This is a genomic window from Pseudomonas sp. CAN1 (assembly GCF_030462585.1).
GTDB lineage: Bacteria > Pseudomonadota > Gammaproteobacteria > Pseudomonadales > Pseudomonadaceae > Pseudomonas.
In genome coordinates this window covers 61,891-81,163 of the sequence record NZ_JASMRU010000026.1, presented here as the reverse complement: position 1 = coordinate 81,163, position 19,273 = coordinate 61,891, and the positions used below count along the sequence as shown (strand labels likewise).

The 19,273-nt window shown below is 65.9% G+C and carries 16 protein-coding genes; 6 read left to right on the top strand and 10 right to left on the bottom strand.

Going from position 1 to position 19,273, the window contains the following annotated elements:
• Window positions 1-319: 319 nt before the first annotated feature.
• Complete coding sequence (locus QO207_RS24995; RefSeq protein ID WP_301534955.1) at window positions 320-1,678, bottom strand: DUF1329 domain-containing protein; 1,359 nt, start codon at window positions 1,676-1,678, stop codon at window positions 320-322.
• A gap of 38 nt (window positions 1,679-1,716) precedes the next feature.
• Window positions 1,717-3,570 (bottom strand): DUF1302 domain-containing protein, encoded by a 1,854-nt coding sequence (locus tag QO207_RS24990; protein WP_301534954.1) that lies wholly within the window; start codon window positions 3,568-3,570, stop codon window positions 1,717-1,719.
• 294 nt (window positions 3,571-3,864) lie between these two features.
• On the opposite strand from QO207_RS24990, the gene QO207_RS24985 reads away from it, so the two are divergent.
• The 3 genes from QO207_RS24985 to QO207_RS24975 all read left to right on the top strand — a co-directional run bounded on the left by QO207_RS24985 (window position 3,865) and on the right by QO207_RS24975 (window position 6,886).
• The gene (locus tag QO207_RS24985) at window positions 3,865-5,187 is read left to right on the top strand and encodes a CapA family protein (protein WP_301534953.1); all 1,323 of its coding nucleotides are present in this window, start codon (window positions 3,865-3,867) and stop codon (window positions 5,185-5,187) included.
• Window positions 5,188-5,245: 58 nt separating this feature from the next.
• Window positions 5,246-5,926, top strand: coding sequence for a response regulator transcription factor (locus tag QO207_RS24980; protein WP_301534952.1), 681 nt, complete (start codon window positions 5,246-5,248; stop codon window positions 5,924-5,926).
• Window positions 5,927-6,211: 285 nt separating this feature from the next.
• On the top strand, window positions 6,212-6,886 hold the full coding sequence (locus QO207_RS24975) for a polysaccharide lyase family 7 protein (protein WP_301534951.1): 675 nt from the start codon (window positions 6,212-6,214) through the stop codon (window positions 6,884-6,886).
• A gap of 659 nt (window positions 6,887-7,545) precedes the next feature.
• Here QO207_RS24975 and QO207_RS24970 read toward each other — a convergent pair.
• From QO207_RS24970 to pedF, 5 genes are all read right to left on the bottom strand, one after another.
• Complete coding sequence (locus QO207_RS24970; protein ID WP_301534950.1) at window positions 7,546-9,318, bottom strand: methanol/ethanol family PQQ-dependent dehydrogenase; 1,773 nt, start codon at window positions 9,316-9,318, stop codon at window positions 7,546-7,548.
• A 360-nt stretch (window positions 9,319-9,678) separates the two neighbouring features.
• A complete protein-coding gene (locus QO207_RS24965; RefSeq protein WP_301534949.1) occupies window positions 9,679-10,608 on the bottom strand; it encodes a quinoprotein relay system zinc metallohydrolase 1 in 930 nt (309 codons plus the stop codon).
• 26 nt (window positions 10,609-10,634) lie between these two features.
• Complete coding sequence (locus QO207_RS24960; RefSeq protein ID WP_301534948.1) at window positions 10,635-11,384, bottom strand: quinoprotein dehydrogenase-associated SoxYZ-like carrier; 750 nt, start codon at window positions 11,382-11,384, stop codon at window positions 10,635-10,637.
• A 10-nt stretch (window positions 11,385-11,394) separates the two neighbouring features.
• On the bottom strand, window positions 11,395-12,294 hold the full coding sequence (locus QO207_RS24955; protein WP_301534947.1) for an ABC transporter substrate-binding protein: 900 nt from the start codon (window positions 12,292-12,294) through the stop codon (window positions 11,395-11,397).
• 5 nt (window positions 12,295-12,299) lie between these two features.
• On the bottom strand, window positions 12,300-12,737 hold the full coding sequence (pedF, locus tag QO207_RS24950; protein ID WP_301534946.1) for a cytochrome c-550 PedF: 438 nt from the start codon (window positions 12,735-12,737) through the stop codon (window positions 12,300-12,302).
• 309 nt (window positions 12,738-13,046) lie between these two features.
• On the opposite strand from pedF, the gene exaA reads away from it, so the two are divergent.
• Complete coding sequence (gene exaA, locus QO207_RS24945; protein WP_301534945.1) at window positions 13,047-14,915, top strand: quinoprotein ethanol dehydrogenase; 1,869 nt, start codon at window positions 13,047-13,049, stop codon at window positions 14,913-14,915.
• 57 nt (window positions 14,916-14,972) lie between these two features.
• Window positions 14,973-15,650, top strand: coding sequence for a pentapeptide repeat-containing protein (locus tag QO207_RS24940; RefSeq protein WP_301534944.1), 678 nt, complete (start codon window positions 14,973-14,975; stop codon window positions 15,648-15,650).
• Between the two features lie 177 nt (window positions 15,651-15,827).
• On the opposite strand, the gene catA is transcribed toward QO207_RS24940, so the two are convergent.
• Together catA and hpaC are read right to left on the bottom strand one after the other, a co-directional pair.
• Entirely contained in the window at window positions 15,828-16,760 is a 933-nt protein-coding gene (catA, locus tag QO207_RS24935) for a catechol 1,2-dioxygenase (protein WP_301534943.1), read from the bottom strand.
• Window positions 16,761-16,802: 42 nt separating this feature from the next.
• Window positions 16,803-17,324 (bottom strand): 4-hydroxyphenylacetate 3-monooxygenase, reductase component, encoded by a 522-nt coding sequence (gene hpaC / locus QO207_RS24930; protein WP_081519852.1) that lies wholly within the window; start codon window positions 17,322-17,324, stop codon window positions 16,803-16,805.
• Between the two features lie 265 nt (window positions 17,325-17,589).
• On the opposite strand from hpaC, the gene QO207_RS24925 reads away from it, so the two are divergent.
• On the top strand, window positions 17,590-18,216 hold the full coding sequence (locus tag QO207_RS24925; protein WP_301534942.1) for a response regulator transcription factor: 627 nt from the start codon (window positions 17,590-17,592) through the stop codon (window positions 18,214-18,216).
• A gap of 21 nt (window positions 18,217-18,237) precedes the next feature.
• On the opposite strand, the gene QO207_RS24920 is transcribed toward QO207_RS24925, so the two are convergent.
• Window positions 18,238-19,230, bottom strand: a complete 993-nt coding sequence (locus tag QO207_RS24920) for an asparaginase (RefSeq protein ID WP_301534941.1) — start codon at window positions 19,228-19,230, stop codon at window positions 18,238-18,240.
• Window positions 19,231-19,273 lie beyond the last annotated feature (43 nt).

The following is a 19,273-nucleotide window of genomic DNA, read 5'->3' as shown; positions in this document are numbered from 1 at the left end:
CGAGGGTATTTTTCGCCTAGGCGAAAAACCGGATGTCCGGGGCAAGCCTTTTGGTTACTTTTCGGCGCTTGGAAAAGTGACTCGCCCGAGGGGGCGAAACACGAAGTCCGCGCGCACGCCGAAGCGGCGCAGAAACACCCGAGCACAAGCAATAGCATCGCAGGCAAGGCCCGTTCCCACGGGAAAGCATCGCGTTGGACGGGTTCGCGAGCAAGCTCGCTCCTACAGGAAACCAACAGCCCACCAGCAGGCGAAAAAAAGCGGCCCGAAGGCCGCCAAAAAACACAGGGAGCGCCGGTGAGCGCCAGTCAAGCCCGCCTCAGCGGATGCCGGTGGCGCGCAAGGCGTTGGGGGTGAAGTCGTTACTGCTGGCCTTCACCGCAAAGTCATAACTGCTCTTCTCCTCGTTGCGCAGCCCCGACACCGTGTAGCGGCCGGACAGCACGTCATAGTGGGTCTCCGCCGTCAGCCAGGTGAACTGCTGGTCGTAGAACGGCCGCGCATGCCCTTCCGATACCCGCCAGAGGTTGCCCCGGCCGTCATAGGCGTCGGCCTCGGCGATCTGCCAGCTGTCCTCGTCGATGTACAGGTCACGCTTGCTGTAGATGTGCCGCTGGCCCGGCTTCAGGGTCGCCACCACGTGCCACACGCGGTGCAGTTCGTAGCGGGTGTGGTCGGGGTTCAGGTGGCCGGGCTTGACGATGTCGTCGTACTTCAGCGCCGGCGAATCGAGGGCGAAGCTGTTGTAGGGGATGTACAGCTCCTGCTTGCCCACCAGTTTCCAGTCGTAGCGATCCGGCGCGCCGTTGAACATGTCGAAGTCGTCGTAGGTGCGCATGCCTTCCGCGCCGGGGCTGTCGTAGCCCACCTGCGGAGCACGGCGCACACGGCGCTGGCCGGCGTTGTACATCCACGCCATGCGCGGTTCCTTGACCTGGTCGATGGTCTCCAGCACCAGCATCACGCTGCCCGCGCGACGCGGCGGCGAGAGGATTTCCTGGCGGAAGTAATAGAGGATGTTGTCCATCTTCGCCGCGTCGTAGTCCTTGAGGCCGAACGGGAAGGCGAACTGTTCCTTCATGTAGCTGATGGTGTAGGCGCCGTTGGTCTGCGGGTTCATCTGCGCGGTGGTACGCAGCATCGCGTTGCCACGGTAGCGGGTGACGTGGTTCCAGATCACTTCCAGGCCGTTCTGTGGGATCGGGAACGGAATGGTCATGCTGAAGTGGGTCAGCCCGTTGCCGCCCTCGGCCAGCGAAGTCGCGGTGGCGTTGTTCTTCGCCGCGTCGATCACCGCCTGCGGGTAGCTGGCGCTGCGATGGCTGGGGTAGACCGGGATGCGGTAGGTCTCGGGGAAGCGCTGGAACATTGCCAGTTGCCCCGGGGTGAGCTTGTCCTTGTACTGGCTGACGTTCTGCGCGGTGATGGTGAACAGCGGCTTGTCCGCGGCATAGGGGTCGGCGAGGAAGCCGCCGGCATCGACCTTGCCGGCGCCGGTGGCCAGGCCGCCGATCCAGGCCGGGATGCTGCCGTCGGCGTTGCCGGCTTTCTCGGCGCCAATCGGGGTGAGCTCATTGCCCAGGCGTGCGGCCTGGTCGGCGCCGACCGCAGCCATGACCTGCCCGGCGAGCAGGCTCAGCGTCAGGCAGCCGGCCTGCAACCATTGCTTGTTGTTCATGCTTTTACCTCTGGCTCTATGACGGGTGCAGGCGGGCATCAGAAGCTGACACCCATGCTGACGGCGAGGAAATCGCGGTCGGTGTTGACGTTGTAATCACCGCCGAAGTAGTCCGTGTAACTGACGCTGGCGGTGTAGCGGCTCAGGTATTCGGCATCGACGCCGACGCTGATCGACTTGTCGCCTTCGTTGAAGGTCGGGCCGTAGCCCTGCACGTCGTGGGCGAACGCCAGGTTCGGGCGCAGCGAGACGCCACCGATCAGGTCGTTGTATTCCAGGCCCGCGCGCAGGCGGTAACCCCAGGAGTTCTGGGTGTAGAAGCCCTTGTCGTCGCACTGGCCGGGGTTGGCGGTGTTCACCACCTTCTGGCAGATCGCGTTGCCCGACAGCCCGAGCAGCGCCGAGGTGCCGGCGCTAACCAGCTCACCGTTGCCGTACACGCTGCTGCGACCGAAGCGCAGATCGGAGCCATCGGTGGAACCGAGGTCGGCGATGTGGCTGAAGCCGATCTCGCCCACCAGGGTCAGGCGCTCGGCGCCGATCAGCTCGATCTGGTCAAAGGTGTTGGTGAAGGTCATCTGCGCCTGGGTGAACGGCTTGCGCTCGTAACCCTGGATCAGCGAGCCATAGGCCGAGTCGGCCCAGCCGCTGGAGAAGATCGGCAGGCCGCCATTGACCAGCGGGCTGGTCGCCGCAGAACCCAGGGTGGCGGCACCGGAAACGTCGCTGGAGTTGATGCCCAACGGCATGTTCGGCCGGTAGCTGATCTCGCCCTGCACCGCCGTGCTGCCCCAGGTGGTGTTGAAGCCCAGGCCGTAGAGGCGGATGTCCTCGGGGTAGTCCAGGTACCAGCGCGCGGTGCTCACACCGCCCTGCCCGATCAGCCCGCCGACCGGGTCGGCCAGCGCGCCCTTGCCGACCACCCAGTTACTGGTGGGGACGCGGCTGTGGTAGTTCATCGCATAGGCGGAGAACTCGGTGTCGTTGTACATCCAGCGCAATGCCACGCCGAACTGGCCGCCGTCACGGGCGTCGTGGTCCTTGCCGCGCGGCACGTAGCCATAGCCACCCTTGATACCGGTGCCGTCGATGTCACGGTCGAAGTCGCTGCCATTCACCGCCATGTTGATGTCGCAGCCCTTGGCCGCCACGTCGCTGCCGAAGAAGGTGCCGCAGTTGTCCGGCACGGTCTTCTCCCACTCCAGCTGGTAGAAGGCCTCCATGGAGACGGTGTCGGTGAGCCCCTGGTTGAAATACAGCATGCTCACCGGGATCAGCGCTTCCTTCACCTCGGAACCGGGGCGGCGCAGCGCCGCGACGTCCGCCGGGTTGATCGAGTTGATACCGTTCTGGATGAAGGTGCTCTCGCCCCAGCTCACCACCTGACGACCCACGCGCACGGTGCCCGGCCGGTCCTGCAGTTCGTAGTTGTGATAGAGGAAGGCGTCGAGCAACTCGGCACCGGAGGACTGCGCGGCGGTATCGCGGCCGCTGTCGTCGATGTCGTAGAGCGGCCGGTGTTCGTCTTTCAGCTCGAAGTCGTACCAGTACTTGCCACGCAGGAACAGGCCGCTGTCGCCGTACTTCAGCTCCAGGTCGTGCAGGCCCTTGAAGATCTTGGAGAAGGTCTCGCCGCGCTTGAAGTTCAGCCGGCCGTCATCGGAGGTCTGGCTGGATGCCGTGCCGCCGTTGCGCGTGCCGATGAACTTCTTGTCCGGGCTGTCCATCGCCCAGCTCGCGCCGATGGACAGGGTCGAGTCGAAGCGACCCTCGATTTCCCCCACGTTGAAGCTCACTGCCTGAGCCGAAGATGCCCCGCCAAGGGCCATGCTGGTAGCCAGCGCCAGCGCGTGCGGCCTGAAGCCTGCGGCGCCGGTTATTGTTTTTTTCATGCTGCTCTCCGCCTGGATCGTGCTGGTCACGGCAAGCCGTGCCACCCCTGCTCCGCGGCTCTTGGGCCGGGAGGCGAGCGCAGGTTAGAGCGCTGTCACAGGGCTGACTTCTGAAAAAAAGTGATGCCCATAGCCAGAATGAAAACGCCGGCAGCTCGCCGCGCGCGGGGCTCTGCGTGTGCGGCTCTGTGGGTGATAACCGACGGCTATCGCGATACCCAGGATTCAGCCGACCCGCGCCGCACATTGCCCTAAAGTCCGCCGCCATCAGCGACTCCAACCCTGAGGTGGACCATGAAGATTGCGTTGACCGGCGACAGCATCCTGCAGCGCCGCCTGAACAGCCGCGAAGACCAAACCCTGAGCCCGCTGTTCGACCTGCTGCGCGGCGCCGACGTCAGCTTCACCAACCTGGAAGTGCTGCCCAACGACTTCCAGGGCGACGCCGTGCTGGAAAGTGGCGGCTCGCACTTCGGTGCGCCTTCCTGGGTTCTCGACGAACTGGTGGACGGCGGCTTCGACCTGTTCTCCACCGCCAACAACCACAGCCTGGACTATGGCATCGCCGGCCTGCAGGCCGCCCACGCCCAGCTGGACAAGCGCGAGCTGCTGTTCGCCGGCACCGGCCGCAACCTCGAAGAGGCCCGCCGCCCGGTGTACTGCACCAAGCCTGCCGGCACCGTCTCGCTGCTGGCCTGCACCTCCACCTTCGGCAAGGGCCAGGAAGCCAGCGAGCAGACCCGCGACATGCCCGGCCGCCCCGGTCTCAACCCGCTGCGCTACGACACCGTGCATCAGCTCGACGGCACGCAGATGGAGGCCATGCGCGGCATCATCGCCAGTCTCGGCCTGGATCGTTTGTACCAGGGCGCGGTGGACCTGGGCTTCGCCCACCCGATTCCCGATCCGTCCCTGGCGGTGTTCGGCCCCTTCACCCCGCTGCTGTTCCGCCAGGGCGAGACCTCGCGCCTGCGCACCCTGCCGCGCAAGAAGGACATGGACGACATCCTGCGCTGGGTCGAGGAAGCGCGGACGCTGTCCGATGTGGTGGTGCTGAGCATCCACGCCCACGAACTGGGCCACGACGCCAAGGGTGAGTGGGACCTGGAAGTGGCCGCCGAATTCATCCAGCCCGTGGCACGGCGCATGATCGACGCCGGCGTCGATATCGTGGTCGGCCACGGTCCGCACCTGCTGCGCGGCATGGAGATCTACAACGGCAAGCCAATCTTCTACAGCCTGGGCAACTTCATCGGCCAGAACGAGCTGGTGGAACGCCTGCCGGCGGACAGCTACGAGCAATTCCGCGTGGACCGCAACCAGACGCCGTCGAAGGTCTTCCTGCAACGCACGCAGAACGACACCCGCAGCTTCCCCTCCGATGCGCGCTTCTGGGAAAGCCTGGTGCCGGTCTGCCAGTTCGACGGCCGCCGCCTCACCGGCATCGAGCTGCATCCGGTAAGCCTGGGCTTGGGCGAGGCGGTGCACCGCCGTGGTCGCCCGCGCCTGGCCGAAGGCGAACACGCACAAGCGATCCTGCAGCGCTTTGCCGCTCTGTCGGAGCCCTACGGTACTCGGCTGTCGGTAGACGGCTCGATTGCGCGCGTCACACTCTGATGCCGCAGCGCCGGGCAGCCACAAGCTGCCCGGCGCCCTTCTGACTTCTGCGACGCCCATGACCAGCCCACGCATTCTCATCGTCGAGGACGACCAGCGCCTCGCCGCCCTCACCCGCGACTTCCTCGAACACCACGGCCTCTGCGCCGGCATCGAGCCTGACGGCGCACGCGCCGCCGAGCGCGTGCTGGACGAACGCCCAGACCTGGTGATCCTCGACCGCATGCTGCCCGGCGAGGATGGCCTGTCCATCTGCCGGCGCATCCGCCCGCAGTACCAGGGGGCGATCCTCATGCTCAGCGCGCGCTCCGAGGACACCGAGCAGATCGCCGGCCTGGAGAACGGCGCCGACGATTACGTCTGCAAACCGGTGCGCCCCAGCCTGCTGCTGGCCCGTGTGCGCACCCTGTTGCGCCGGCCGCGAGCAGGGGCCGAGACGTCGGATCGCCTGGATCGCTCCGGGCTGGTCCTCGACGCCCGCCAGCGCGAAGTACGCCGCGACGGTGAACGCATCGACCTGACCGGCGCCGAGTTCGACCTGCTCTGGCAACTGGTCAGCCGCGCCGGCGAAACCCTCAGCCGCGACGAAATCTTCCTCGCCCTGCGCGGCTACGCCTGGGACGGCCTGGACCGTTCGGTGGACGTGCGTATCGCCCACCTGCGCACCAAGCTCGGCGAAGAGCCGCTACGGCCGCTGATCGTCACGGTGCGCGGCAAGGGTTATCGCTTCACGGGGTAACGGCAACTGCGCCCGCCTTCCCCCCACCCTGGCTGCACGCCCCGCCTCGAAGGGAGAGAGCTATCCGTGCAGGCTGACACAATCGTTTCAACCTGCACCGGACTATCCCCTCTCCCTTCAGGGAGAGGGTTAGGGAGAGGGCAGATCCCAGGCACGAATTTCCAGAAGATGACAATTGCCCCGCAGGGGGCAAACATCGCCAGTGACCGCCCGGCCGAAACTTCGTCGAGCGGGGAACTCCATCAGGTCAAACCCAGCACTCTCACCGCCGCAGGAGTGCCTGGCATGACCGTCAGCATCGACAACCTCAATATCGCCCTGCCCGTGGGCAAGACGCCGACTGATACCGTCTCCATCGAGATCCCCGGCCCGCAGGCGCTGGCGCAATACCCGAGCCTGGTCACCCGCCTGCCGGACGGCAGCCTGCAGCTCACCGCACCAACCAGAGGCGTGGCGAGCAAGAGCGTCCACCGCACCCGCTGCGAATGGAAGGAGCCGATCTACTGGGCCCTGAGCAGCGCCACCGAGCATGTGAACCACCAACTGATGAAGGTTACCCAGGTCAACTCGGCGCAGAAGGTGGTGGTGGCGCAGATGCACGTGAAGGACGACGACAGCCCGCTGCTCAAGGTGTTCTGGCAGAAGGGCAAGTTGACCATGGGCTTCCGCCAGAACTTCAACCAGACCACCCCGGTGAACAGCACCGTGCTGGACAACGTGCCGCTGGGCGCGGATTTCGACATCCTGATCCTCGCCACCTCCAGCCTGATGCTGACCGTGCAGGCCAGCTGCAACGGACGCAACTCAGCCGTGCCATCGATGCCGCTGGACGCCAGTTGGGCGGCACAGGTGTTCGACTTCCACGGCGGCGTCTACAACCAGGTCGACTTCAGCGACACGACATTGGCCAGCGACGCGTCGGTTTGCGTGATCAAGGATCTGCAGATTCGGCATGCCTGAGGTGTGGTCGGCAGGAGCCATTTGCGCCGGGCTGTGCCCAGTGGGGACGGTGTGCTGCGTGGAGGATTTCGCGGACAAGGTCCGCTCCTACGGGGAGTCCCGTGCCACGCGGTTCGCGAGCAAGCTCGCTCCTACGAAGAGCCAGTGCTCCGCTCTGGCTCCTAAGGTCTTCCAGAGAAATTGCCGCGCACTCCGAACGGCCCCGTTCAGGAGGCCTCGTTGAAGCAGAGTTTCAGGGGTTGAGCGGCATGGATGCCGCGAGAGCTACGATGGGCCAGGGATGGCCCTTCATCAGGGGGACGCCTAGTTCGTGCCCCTGAAACTTCGCTTCAACGAGGGAATTTTTCGCCTAGGCGAAAAACCGGATGTCCGGGGCAAGACCTTTGCGTACTTTGCGTCGTTTGGCAAAGTAGGTCGCCCGAGGGGGCGAAACAGGGAGTCTGCGCGCACGCCGGAGCGACGCAGGAACACGAACGACAACGCAGGCCACGCCAACGGCGGATAACGCTCGCGCGTTATGCGCCCTACGGTCCGTGCAATGCGGTTCGCGAGCAAGCTCGCTCCTACACGCGCTCCCTTTCAGAGCCCCAACAGGATTGGCCGACACAAAGACAAAGGGCCGGCTCAACGGCCGGCCCTCTGCTCATTTCACCGAAGCCTCACTTCTTCGCCACCAGATCCTTCGGCAGCTTGAAGGTCCAGATCATCCCGCCCTGGTCCAGGTCCTTGATGCGCTTGGCCACCTCGCCGCCCCACAGCGGTACGGCGCCACCCCAGCCGGAGAGGACAGTGACGTACTGCTCGCCGTCCATTTCCCAAGTGACCGGGGATGCGATCACGCCGGAGCCGGTGTTGAACTGGTAGAGCTTCTTGCCGGTCTTGGCGTCGAAGGCCATCAGGTAGCCCTCGGGGTTGCCGGTGAACACCAGGTTGCCGTGGGTCGCCAGCACGCCGCCCCACAGCGGCGCGTAGTTCTCGTAGCGCCAGACCTGCTTGCCGGTCTTCGGGTCGATGGCGCGCAACACGCCGATGTACTTCTCGTTCAGCGGCTTGATGGTGAAGCCCGCACCGAGGTACGCCGCGCCCTTCTTGTAGGCGATGTTCTCGTTCCACATGTCCATGCCCCATTCGTTGGAGGGCACGTAGAACAGGCCGGTGTCCTGGCTGTAGGCCATGGGCATCCAGTTCTTGCCACCCAGGAACGACGGCGCGACGAACACCGAAGTGCCCTTCTCGCTACCCTGCCCCGGCGCGCCCGGACGGTGGGCGTCGTCGTAGATCGGCCGGCCATTCTCATCCAGGCCCTTGGCCCAGGTCACCTTGTCGACGAAGGGGAAGCCGCGGATGAACTTGCCGTTGGTACGGTCGAGCACGTAGAAGAAGCCGTTGCGGTCGGCAGTGGCCGCAGCCTTCACGGTCTTGCCGCCGTCCTTGTAGTCGAAGGACACCAACTCGTTGACGCCGTCGAAGTCCCAGCCGTCGTGCGGGGTGGTCTGGAAGTGCCACTTGATCGAGCCGTCTTCCGGGTTCAGCGCCAGACGTGAGGAGGAGAACAGGTTGTCGCCCGGACGCAGGTGGGAGTTCCACGGCGACGGGTTGCCGGTTCCGATGAACAGCGAGTCGGTGCTCGGGTCGTAGTAGCCGCCCAGCCAGGGCGCGGCGCCGCCGGTCTTCCACAGGTCGCCCGGCCAGGTCTTGCCCGCTTCGCCGCCGGAGATGCCGTTCTCCACCGCCTTGCCGTCCTTGTAGACGTAGCCCATGTGGCCCTCCACGGTCGGGCGGCTCCACAGCAGCTCGCCGTTGGTGGGGTTGTAGGCTTCGATCTTGCCGACCACGCCGAACTCGCCGCCGGCCACGCCGGTGATCAGCTTGCCCTTGGCGATCAGCGGCGCGGCGGAGATGGAGTAGCCGGCCTTGTAGTCGGCCACGGTCTTCTTCCACACGACCTTGCCGGTGTCCTTGTTCAGGGCGACCAGCTTGGCGTCGAGGGTGCCGAAGATCACCAGGTCGCCGTACAGGGCGACGCCACGGTTGATCACGTCACAGCAGGGCATGATGCCGTCGGGCAGGCGTGCGTCGTACTGCCAGAGCTTGCGACCGGTGCGCGCGTCGGCGGCGAACACCCGCGAGTAGGAGGCGGTGACGTAGATCACGCCGTCCTTGATCAGCGGTTGCGCCTGCTGGCCGCGCTGCTTCTCACCGCCGAAGGACAGCGCCCAGACCGGCCGCAGTTCCTTCACGTTGTCGCTGTTCAGGGTATTCAGCGGGCTGAAGCGCTGGCCCTGCTGGTTGATCCCGTTGACCACGATCTGGTCGGTGCGCTTGGCGGAATCACTGATGTCCTGATCGGTAACCCCGGCGTGGGCGCCCAGGGTGGCCAGGCTGATGGCGGTGAACAGCACGGTGCGGGCGAAAGGTTGAAGCTGTCTCATGGCGATGCGCCTCTGCGATTGTTGTTGTACCCGGGAAAATTTCCCGGTCTGTCGCAGATTCTTGGTTTGCCGGGGCGGGCCAACAATTGAACGCAGTGCCGAATTTGCTAGTTCCTTGGTAGCAATACCGGGCTTCGGAGGCGCGGAAACAGCGGCGTGCGTAGGAGCGGACTTTGTCCGCGATGGCATCCGGCGCGATGCGGACCTATCGCGGACGGAGTCCGCTACTACGATTAGCCCCGCAGCGGAGTTGTCGGCGAGCGTACGGGTAGGATGGCGTGGAGCGCAGCGATACCCATGCTGCTGGTGCCCGGAAATGGCGGGTATCGCTTTGCTCCACACCATCCTACGAACACGGGATCACTGTTCATCGACGCGCGGCAAGGCCTTCTGCTCATAGCGCGGATAGAGGTGGCTGACGCTGCGGATCAGCTCGTAGCGCGTCAGGCTGACGCCGGCAAAACGCTCGGGGATGGGCGTGCGCAGCAGGTCGTTCATGTCGGCGCCCTGGGCGATGCCGTCGCGCATCACACTGTCGAGCCAGCCGAGGTAGTCACGCATCTGCGCGAAGGGTGCGGCATCGGTGGCGATGGGGCCGTGGCCGGGGACGATGAGCTTCCATGGCAACTGCTGCAGCGTGTCGAGGTCGGCCAGCCAGACGTCCAGCCCCGGACTGTTCGGCGTGGTCAGCGCCCGCTGGTAGAACACGATATCCCCGGCGAACAGCACGCCGGTGGTCTCGTCGAGGATCGCCAGGTCCGCTCCGGTATGCCCGCGCAGCCCCACGAGACGGAATCGATGGCTGCCCATCTGCAGCTCGCCCGGCGCCACCGTCTCGCTGGGCAGTACCACTTCCGTGCCGCGCATCCAGTCGCCGACCAGGCGGTACATGTTCTCCGCCATGGCGTTGCCCTGCTGCTTGAGCAGTTCGGTGGTGCCGGCCAGTGCACCGATGGGCACGTCAGTGAAAGCCTGGTTGCCCAGCACATGGTCGGGGTGATGATGGGTCAGCAGCACGCGCCTCACCGGCTTGCCGGTGGTCTGCTGGATCACCGCGCGCAGGGCTTCGCCGTAGCGCTTCGACGGACCGGTATCGATCACCAGCACACCGTCGCCGGTGTCGATGAAGGCGACGTTGACGATGGCGCCGCCATTGTCCTTGCCAAAGTTGTCGGTACTGCCTTCCACCAGCCACGTGCCCTCGGCGATCTGCCGGGGTTCGAGGCGGTACTGCAGGTCGGCCAGTGCCGGCAGGCACAGGCAGGCCAGGGCGATCAGGAGGAAACGCATGGGCACCTCTTCAGTGCAGAGCGCCGTCAGCGCAGAGCGGCCTGGAATTCGTTGCCGTTGTTGTCGTGCAGCCAGAGTTCGGTGTGCGGATGGCCGCGCACCTCGAAGGTGAAGGTCGGGTTCTCGCTCACCGCCGGGAACAGGTCCAGGCGGGCGAAGACTTCGCCTTCCGGCCCCCTCAGCTCGGCGTGGTCGAGGTAGAACTCGGGAATGCCGCCAACCAGGCCGTTGTCCATCGGGTGTGACACCGACAAGCGCACCCGGCTGTACTCGCCCTTGGCGTAGGACTCGCCGTGCACCTGGCCGAGACGGTCCTCCCAGCCCGGTTGCGCGCGCACCACGCTGGGCGCGGTGCAGCCGCCACCAGCCGCGTCGATCCAGGCGGAGCCGACGTGCCAGATGCCCTTGTCATCGCGCAGCGCAGCGCGGATCGGCGTGGCCTGCTCGATGCGGATGCGCACCGCCAGCAGCGGCTCCAGGTGTTCGCCCGGATAGAGCGTCAGCACATGGGGGATCGGGTTCAGTTCGGCCCACAGCAGCAGGCGATCGAAGCGCCCCGGCAAGGCGCGGGCGTCCACCTCCACCGGCACCTGGCGGGAGTCCTCGGCAAACGGCGGCACGCCCAGCTTCACCCGCTCGTCGAACACGTAGGGTTCGCCGTTGAGCAGGCGCTTGTGGTGGTACTCCCACATCACCGAGGGCATCGGGTCGCCCTCCACCGCCGCAGCCAGCAGTGGCAGCGCGCAGATCCCCAGCAGCAGTTCGCGCCTGTGCATCACCTCTCCCTCATTGCACGTCCTGGTAGAGCCCTGGCAGTTCGTAGCGCACGCCGTAGGCTGTGTAGAGCTTTTCCATCTCGCCGCTGCGCACCAGCTCCTCCAGCTCGCCATCGAGGGCGTTGGAGAGCTGGCGATTGCTTTCGTGCACCGCCATGCCGATGTCCCACTCCGGCTGGCCGAGGTTGGGATAGGTGTTCTCGGCGTTCTTCAGGTGTTGGTCGGCGGCTTGCGCACGCATCCAGTCCAGCTCGCCGCGCAGGGCCATCACCGCGTCCACCTTGCCCGCGCGCATGCCGTCGAAGGCCGCCTGGGTGCTGGGGAAGTGGATGGTCATGCGGCTGAGCTGGCCGCCCAGCACCGAGGTCAGGTAGAACGACGGCACGCTGTCCAGCTCGACGCCGATGGGGTGTTCGCGGAACGCGGCGATAGTATCCACCGCGGGCAGTCGGCGGTCGTCGCTGACCACCTGCCAGCGCTCGCGCTGGTAGGGGCCGAACATCACCACCTGCTCGTTGGCCAGCTCGCCCACGTCATTGCGCCGGTTGGCGTACTGGCGGTCGTAGGGCACGCGCAGCATCACGTCGGCGACCACGCCGGGACGCAGGTAGTGGCCCTTCCAGATGAAATTGCGCAGGTCGTCGTCCAGGCGCTCACCAGGGATGACCCAGAGGAATTCCGGGCGCAGGCCCAGGCCACTGGCCAGGCGCGTCGCCAGGTCGATGTCGATGCCGTGCGCCTGCCCGCCCTGCATGAAGCTGTAGGGCGGGAAGTTCTCGTACACGGCCACCCGCAGCACGCCGCTGGCGACCATGTCCTCGTAGGGGCGCACCTTGGCCTGCGCCTGCCCGTGCAGCAGGCACAGGGCCAGGCTCAGAAAGACTCCGCAGAGCAGGCTGGGCAGGCGCATGGCGATCACTCTTCCACGTGCACGCTGTCCAGGTAGGTGCGGATCGCCCAGAGGCCTTCCTGGCTGATGAAGTCGGCCATCTTCGGCATGTACACCGCGCCGTCGCGCACCGCGCCGTTGATCACCCGCTCCTTGAACCACTCGTCACCCTCGGCGCCCACGTCGAGCATGCGCAGGTCGGGGGCGATACCGCCGGACTTGGCCTCCAGGCCATGGCAGCGCGCGCAGTTCTGGTTGTAGGCCGAGGCGCCGATTTCCACTGCCTTGGCGTGGTTGGCGTAGGGCTCGCGGTAGGGGTTGGTTTCGCGCCATTCCTTGCCCAGCGGTTCCAGCCCCGTGGTATCCACTGCCTGGGGCGTCACATTGCCGTGGGACAGGGCCAGACCCGAAACACCCAGGCCGGCCAGCAACAGCAGGCCACACAGCACGTTCTTGTTGTTCATCACTTCATCCTCTCATCGAGATGCTTGGCAAGGCACGGCGCCCGGAACGACGCCAGTGATGACGATGGTAAGAACGCACGGCCGGCGGCCGAATCCTGCTTTGGACGCTGCCGTCTACTCCCTTCGTACTAGGACGGCGGTCGGCCACTCCCCGCCCTTTGGCAGCAAGCCCAAGTCATGCCCGCACCGGGAACTCTTCCCGGCCTTTGCGGGACTATTTCCGTTCCCCGCCGGGTGGCCCTCCTCCCACCATGGATTCGCCGCGGCACGTGCAGCGGCCTGCCGTCATCCACCACGGGAATCCAACCAATGAGAACAACAAACGCCCCCGCCGCCGCTCCCCTGCGCCTCGCCCTGAATGCCCTTGCCTGCGCCATCGCCCTCACGGCGGGCGGCTCCGCCCTGGCCAAGGACGTGACCTGGGACGACATCGCCAACGACCACAAGACCACCGGCGACGTGCTGCAGTACGGCATGGGCACCAACGCCCAGCGCTGGAGCCCGCTCAAGCAGGTCAACGCCGACAACGTGTTCAAGCTGACCCCGGCCTGGTCCTACTCCTTCGGTGACGAGAAGCAGCGCGGCCAGGAATCCCAGGCCATCGTCAGCGACGGCGTGGTCTACGTCACCGCCTCCTACTCGCGGCTGTTCGCCCTCGACGCGAAGACCGGCAAGCGCCTGTGGACCTACAACCACCGCCTGCCCGACGACATCCGCCCGTGCTGCGACGTGGTCAACCGCGGCGCCGCCATCTATGGCGACAAGATCTACTTCGGCACCCTCGACGCCTCCGTCGTGGCGCTGAACAAGAAGACCGGCAAGGTGGTGTGGAAGAAGAAGTTCGGCGACCACGGCGCCGGCTACACCATGACCGGCGCACCGACCATCGTGAAGGACGGCAAGACCGGCAAGGTGCTGCTGATCCACGGCAGCTCCGGCGACGAGTTCGGCGTGGTCGGCCGCCTGTTCGCCCGCGACCCGGACACCGGCGAAGAGGTATGGATGCGGCCCTTCGTCGAAGGCCACATGGGCCGCCTGAACGGCAAGGACAGCACCGTCACCGGCGACGTGAAAGCACCCTCCTGGCCGGAAGACAAGAACTCCCCCACCGGCAAGGTCGAGGCCTGGAGCCACGGCGGCGGCGCCCCGTGGCAGAGCGCGAGCTTCGATGCCGAGACCAACACCATCATCGTCGGCGCCGGCAACCCTGGCCCGTGGAACACCTGGGCACGCACCGCCAAGGGCGGTAACCCGCACGACTACGACAGCCTCTACACCTCCGGCCAGGTCGGCGTCGACCCGAGCACTGGCGAAGTGAAATGGTTCTACCAGCACACCCCCAACGACGCCTGGGACTTCTCCGGCAACAACGAGCTGGTGCTGTTCGACTACAAGGCCAAGGACGGCAATATCGTCAAGGCCACCGCCCACGCCGACCGCAACGGCTTCTTCTACGTGGTCGACCGCAGCAACGGCAAGCTGCAGAACGCCTTCCCCTTCGTCGACAACATCTCCTGGGCCAGTCACATCGACCTGAAGACCGGCCGCCCGGTGGAGAACGAGGGCCAGCGCCCACCGCTGCCCGAGCCTGGCCAGAAGCACGGCAAGGCGGTGGAAGTCTCGCCGCCGTTCCTCGGTGGCAAGAACTGGAACCCCATGGCCTACAGCCAGGACACCGGGCTGTTCTACGTCCCCGCCAACCACTGGAAGGAAGACTACTGGACCGAGGAAGTGAACTACGCCAAGGGCAGCGCCTACCTGGGCATGGGCTTCCGCATCAAGCGCATGTATGACGACCACGTCGGCACCCTGCGCGCCATGAACCCCACCACCGGCAAGGTCGAGTGGGAATACAAGGACCACCTGCCGCTCTGGGCCGGCGTGCTGGCCACCGCCGGCAACCTGGTGTTCACCGGCACCGGCGAGGGCTTCTTCAAGGCCTTCGACGCCAAGACCGGCAAGGAGCTGTGGCAGTTCCAGACCGGCAGCGGCATCGTCTCCCCGCCCATCACCTGGGAGCAGGACGGCGAACAGTACATCGGCGTGACCGTCGGCTACGGCGGCGCGGTGCCGCTGTGGGGCGGCGACATGGCCGAGCTGACCAAGCCGGTGGCCCAGGGTGGGTCCTTCTGGGTGTTCAAGCTGCCGAGCTGGGACAACAAGACCGCCAGCCGCTGATGCCCAGGCCCGCGCCGAACCCGGTGCGGGCCTTTTTCATTTCGCCAGGAGATCGCCATGCGACTGCTCGCCTGCCTGTTGTTCCCCCTTTCCGCCCTCGCCTTCACCAGTAGCGCCTTTGCCACCAGCCAGCCGGCTGATGCGTCCGAGGACGACGAGGTCACCGTCATCGCCGGCTGCCGCATCGAAGCGAACAGCCAGTGCCCCAATGCCGACCTGCGCGGCGCCGACCTGCGCAACCAGGACCTGACGCGCATGAACCTGTCCGGCGCCAATCTCGCCGGGGCCGACCTGCGCCACGCCAAACTGGACCTGGCCAACCTGCAGAAGGCCCACCTAAACGGCGCCGACCTGACCCGGGCCAGCCTGCAACAGGCCGACCTGCGCGGCGCTGATCTGAGCGGCGCGAAGCTGGTCGCCATCCAGGCCTGGGGCCTGTTCGCCCAGGGCGCGCAATGGCAAGGCGCCGACCTCACCGCTGCCTACCTGGAGTTCGCCCGCCTGAGCGGCGGCAAGCTGCACCAGGCCAACCTGCGCGCGGCCGACCTGGAAATGACCTGGCTATCGCGCGCCGACCTCAAGGGCGCCGACCTGCGCGACGCCAACCTGCAGGAAGTGAAACTCGCCGAAGCCAACCTGGAAAACGCCGACCTGCGCGGTAGCCGCCAGCGCTTCGGCAACTTCCAGGGCAGCAACATGGAGGGCTGCAAAGGTTGTCCTGGCGGGTGGGACTGAGCTTTCCGGCCGGCCTCCGTAGCAGCTGCAAAGCCCGGCTGCAGAGCAACACAGAGCTGCGTAGGATGGGTGGAGCGCAGCGATACCCATGCTGCAGGTGCACGGAATGATGGGTATCGCTGCGCTCCACGCCATCCTACGTCGGGGTTACCGACAGGGCCGGAGTGTTGGCGGGAATCAGGCTTCCTGCAAAGCGCGGGGACGGTTGCTGCGGTCTTCGGCGTCGGCGGAAACCGCCTGCTGCAGCTGGAAGTCGAACTCGATCTCGGCGAAGCGCCCGTCCACACCGCGTGCCTTGGCGGCGGCTGCGTCCTCGACGAAACGCACCTCACCGATCAGCCCGTCGCGGGTGGCATAGGCGAAGTCGTCCCACAGGTATTGATCACCGGCGAGGTTGATCTGCGTGGTCAGGTGGCGATGCCCCGGCGCGGAGATGAAGAAGTGGATGTGCGCCGGGCGCTGGCCGTGGCGGCCAAGCTGGTCGAGCAGCTCCTGAGTCGGGCCGTCCGGCGGGCAGCCGTAGCCGCTGGGCACGATGCTGCGTGCCTTGTAGCGGCCTTCCGCGTCGGTGACGATGCGCCGGCGCAGGTTGAACTCGGACTGGGTGCTGTCGAAGTACGAGTAGGTGCCCTTGGTGTTGGCGTGCCAGAGGTCGACCACGGCACCGGCCAGCGGCTTGCCCTGCAGGTCGAACACGCGGCCGGAGAGGAACATCACGGTGCCCGCATCCTTGCCGTCGTCCATCCGCGCTTCACCTTCGGACAGCGGCGCGCCGGCCACGTACAGCGGACCTTCGATGGTGCGCGGAGTGCCGCCGCCGAGGCCGGCGGCTTCGTCCTGGGCGTCCAGCAGCAGATCGAGGTAGTGCTCGACGCCGAGGCCGGCGACCACCAGCCCGGCTTCCTGGCGCGAGCCGAGGCGATTGAGGTAATCCACCGCCTTCCAGAACTCGTCGGGGGTGACGCTCATGTCTTCGATCAGCTTCGCGGTGTCCTGCAGGATTCGAAGGATCAACTGCTTCACACGCGGGTTGCCGGCGTCATTCAGCGCGCCGCTGGCTTCCTGGAAAAACTTCTGGATGTCGGCAGTCTGGGAAATCTTCAGGGTCACGGTGATTACCTCGTTCTTGTTGTTCTGGAATTCAGTCAGGTATCAGCTGGCGCAGCGCACGGCTTCGCGGTCGACGCGGTGGAACACGCGGTTGAAGTACACCAGGCTGTCCTGGCGCTCGCGCACGGCGACCTTTTCCAGCTCGACGAACATCACGGTGTGCGAGCCGACTTCCTTGCAGTCGCTGATCCGCCCTTCCAGGCTGACCAGCGCCTGGCGCAGCACCGGCAGGCCGGCATAGCCGTCGTCCCAGAGGTCCCAGGTGAAGCGCTCTTCCATGGACACCTTGGTCATCCCGGCGAAGTGCTTCGCCAGTTCTTCCTGCTCGCCGCACAGCACGTTGACGCACAGATGGCCGTTGCTGCGGAACACATCGTGGGTGGCGCTGCCGCGGTTGACGCATACCAGCACGGTGGGCGGCGAGTCGGTGACCGAACAGACCGCGCTGGCGGTGATGCCGCAGCGGCCTTCCGGGCCGTTGGTGGTGATGATGTTCACCGCCGCCGGCAGCTGCGCCATGGCATTGCGGAAGTCGATCTGGGTCTGGCTGAGGGTGTTGGCCATTTCTTCGCCCCTTGTACTGGTATGGCCGGCACGCCCGGCCTTTCTTGTATGGGGCCAGCGTAGGGCAGCGCGGCGGCGCGCCATATTCAGACGATCACCACGCTTTGCGGTGGTGGCCGCTAGTCATCTAGGTGGTTTCTTTATCGTCAGCACCGGCGACTATGGGTATGCTCCGGGCATGCCATTCCGACGACCGCGGCAAAAGCCCGGCGTACGCGGCCTACGTGCAGCTCTACAACGATAAGAAAGAAAGTGGCAACGCCTGATGGAAGCTAGAAAACCCGTGGTCTACATCGTCGACGACGACAAGGACCTGCGCACCTCCCTCGCCTGGCTGCTCGAATCGGTCAGCATCGAATCGCTTTGCTATGGCGGCGCCGAGGAGTTCCTGCGCGAATACGACCCCAGACTCCCCGCCTGCCTGGTACTCGACGTGCGCATGCCCGAGACCAGCGGCTTCCAGCTGCAGGAGATGCTCAACGACAAGGGCATCAACCTGCCGACCATCTTCGTCACCGCCCACGGCGACATCCCGATGTCGGTGAAGGCGATGAAGAACGGCGCGCTGGACTTCGTCGAGAAGCCCTACAACCCGCAGCAGATGCTGGACCGCATCCAGGCCGCGCTGAAAAGCGCGGTGCAGGTGCACGCGGGCCAGGAGCAGAAGCAGAACCTGCAGCACAAGCTCGACCTGCTCACCGGGCGGGAGCGGGAAATCCTGATGATGGTGGTGGACGGCAAGGCCAGCAAGGTCATCGCCCGCGAGCTGAACATCAGCGTCAAGACGGTCGATGTGCACCGCACCAAGATCAAGGAAAAGATGGGCGTCAGCAGCATCGCCATGCTGGTGCGCGAGGTGCTCAACGTGCCGGTGGAAGAATCGCGCCCCTGAGCGGGGCGCGGCTCTCGTTAATCAGTCGACGCGCTCGCCGCACAGGTCGAGGGCGAACAGCCGCTGCACTTCCGCAACCGGCAGGCCACAACCGAGCAGGCTGAACAGCTTGCCCAGCGCCGCTTCACGAGTCATGCCACCACCGGATACCAGGCCGGCATCTCGCAGGCGGCTGCCGGCGGCGTAGACATCGAACGCCRCATGGCCCTGCGGGCACTGGCTGATCGCCGCCAGCACTACACCACGGGCATGGGCTTCGCGCAGCGCGGCCAGCAGCTCTTCGTTGTCCGACGGGCCAGTGCCACTACCGAAACACTCCAGCAGCAGCGCCTGAACGCCGCTACCCAGCAGCCCGCGCAAGTGCTCGGCGCGCAGGCCGGGGAACAGCGGCAGCACCGCAAGGTTCACCGGCTGGCGCGGCTGGCGGTAGCTCAGCTCGGCAGGTAGCGACGATTGCGCACGCTCGCCATGGCGTTCACGCGGCAATACGGCAAAAGCATCGAAGGCGTCGCTGCGCAGCTTGGTGACACGGGCGCCATGCATCAGCTCGCCATTGAAATACAGCCAGACGCCCGGCTCGACGCCGGATTCCAACGCCTTCAGCGCGCCCAGCAGATTGCCCGGCGCATCGCTGCCCGGCGCGCCCATGGGTTGCATGGAGCCGGTCAGCACCACGGGCACATCAAGACCCAGCAGCAGGAACGACAGCGCAGCGGCGCTATAAGCCAGGGTATCGGTGCCATGCAGCACCAGCACGCCGTCATGACCGCCCTGCTCCACCGCGTTGACGATGGCGTCGCGCATGGCCAGCCAGTTGGCCTGGGTCATGTTGGCGCTGTCGAGCAGCGGCTGCAGTTCGGCGAAGGACCAGTCGAGACGAATCTCGTCCTGGCCTTGCAGTTGTTCGCGCATGCGTGCTTCGAAGCCGCCAGCCGGCGCCAGGCCTTCGGCAGTTTGCAGCATGCCGATGGTGCCGCCGGTATAGAGGACGAAGAGGTTCTTCACACGGCGCATGCCATTGTCCTTGCAGGGAAATTCGCAGGATAAACCGCGAGGC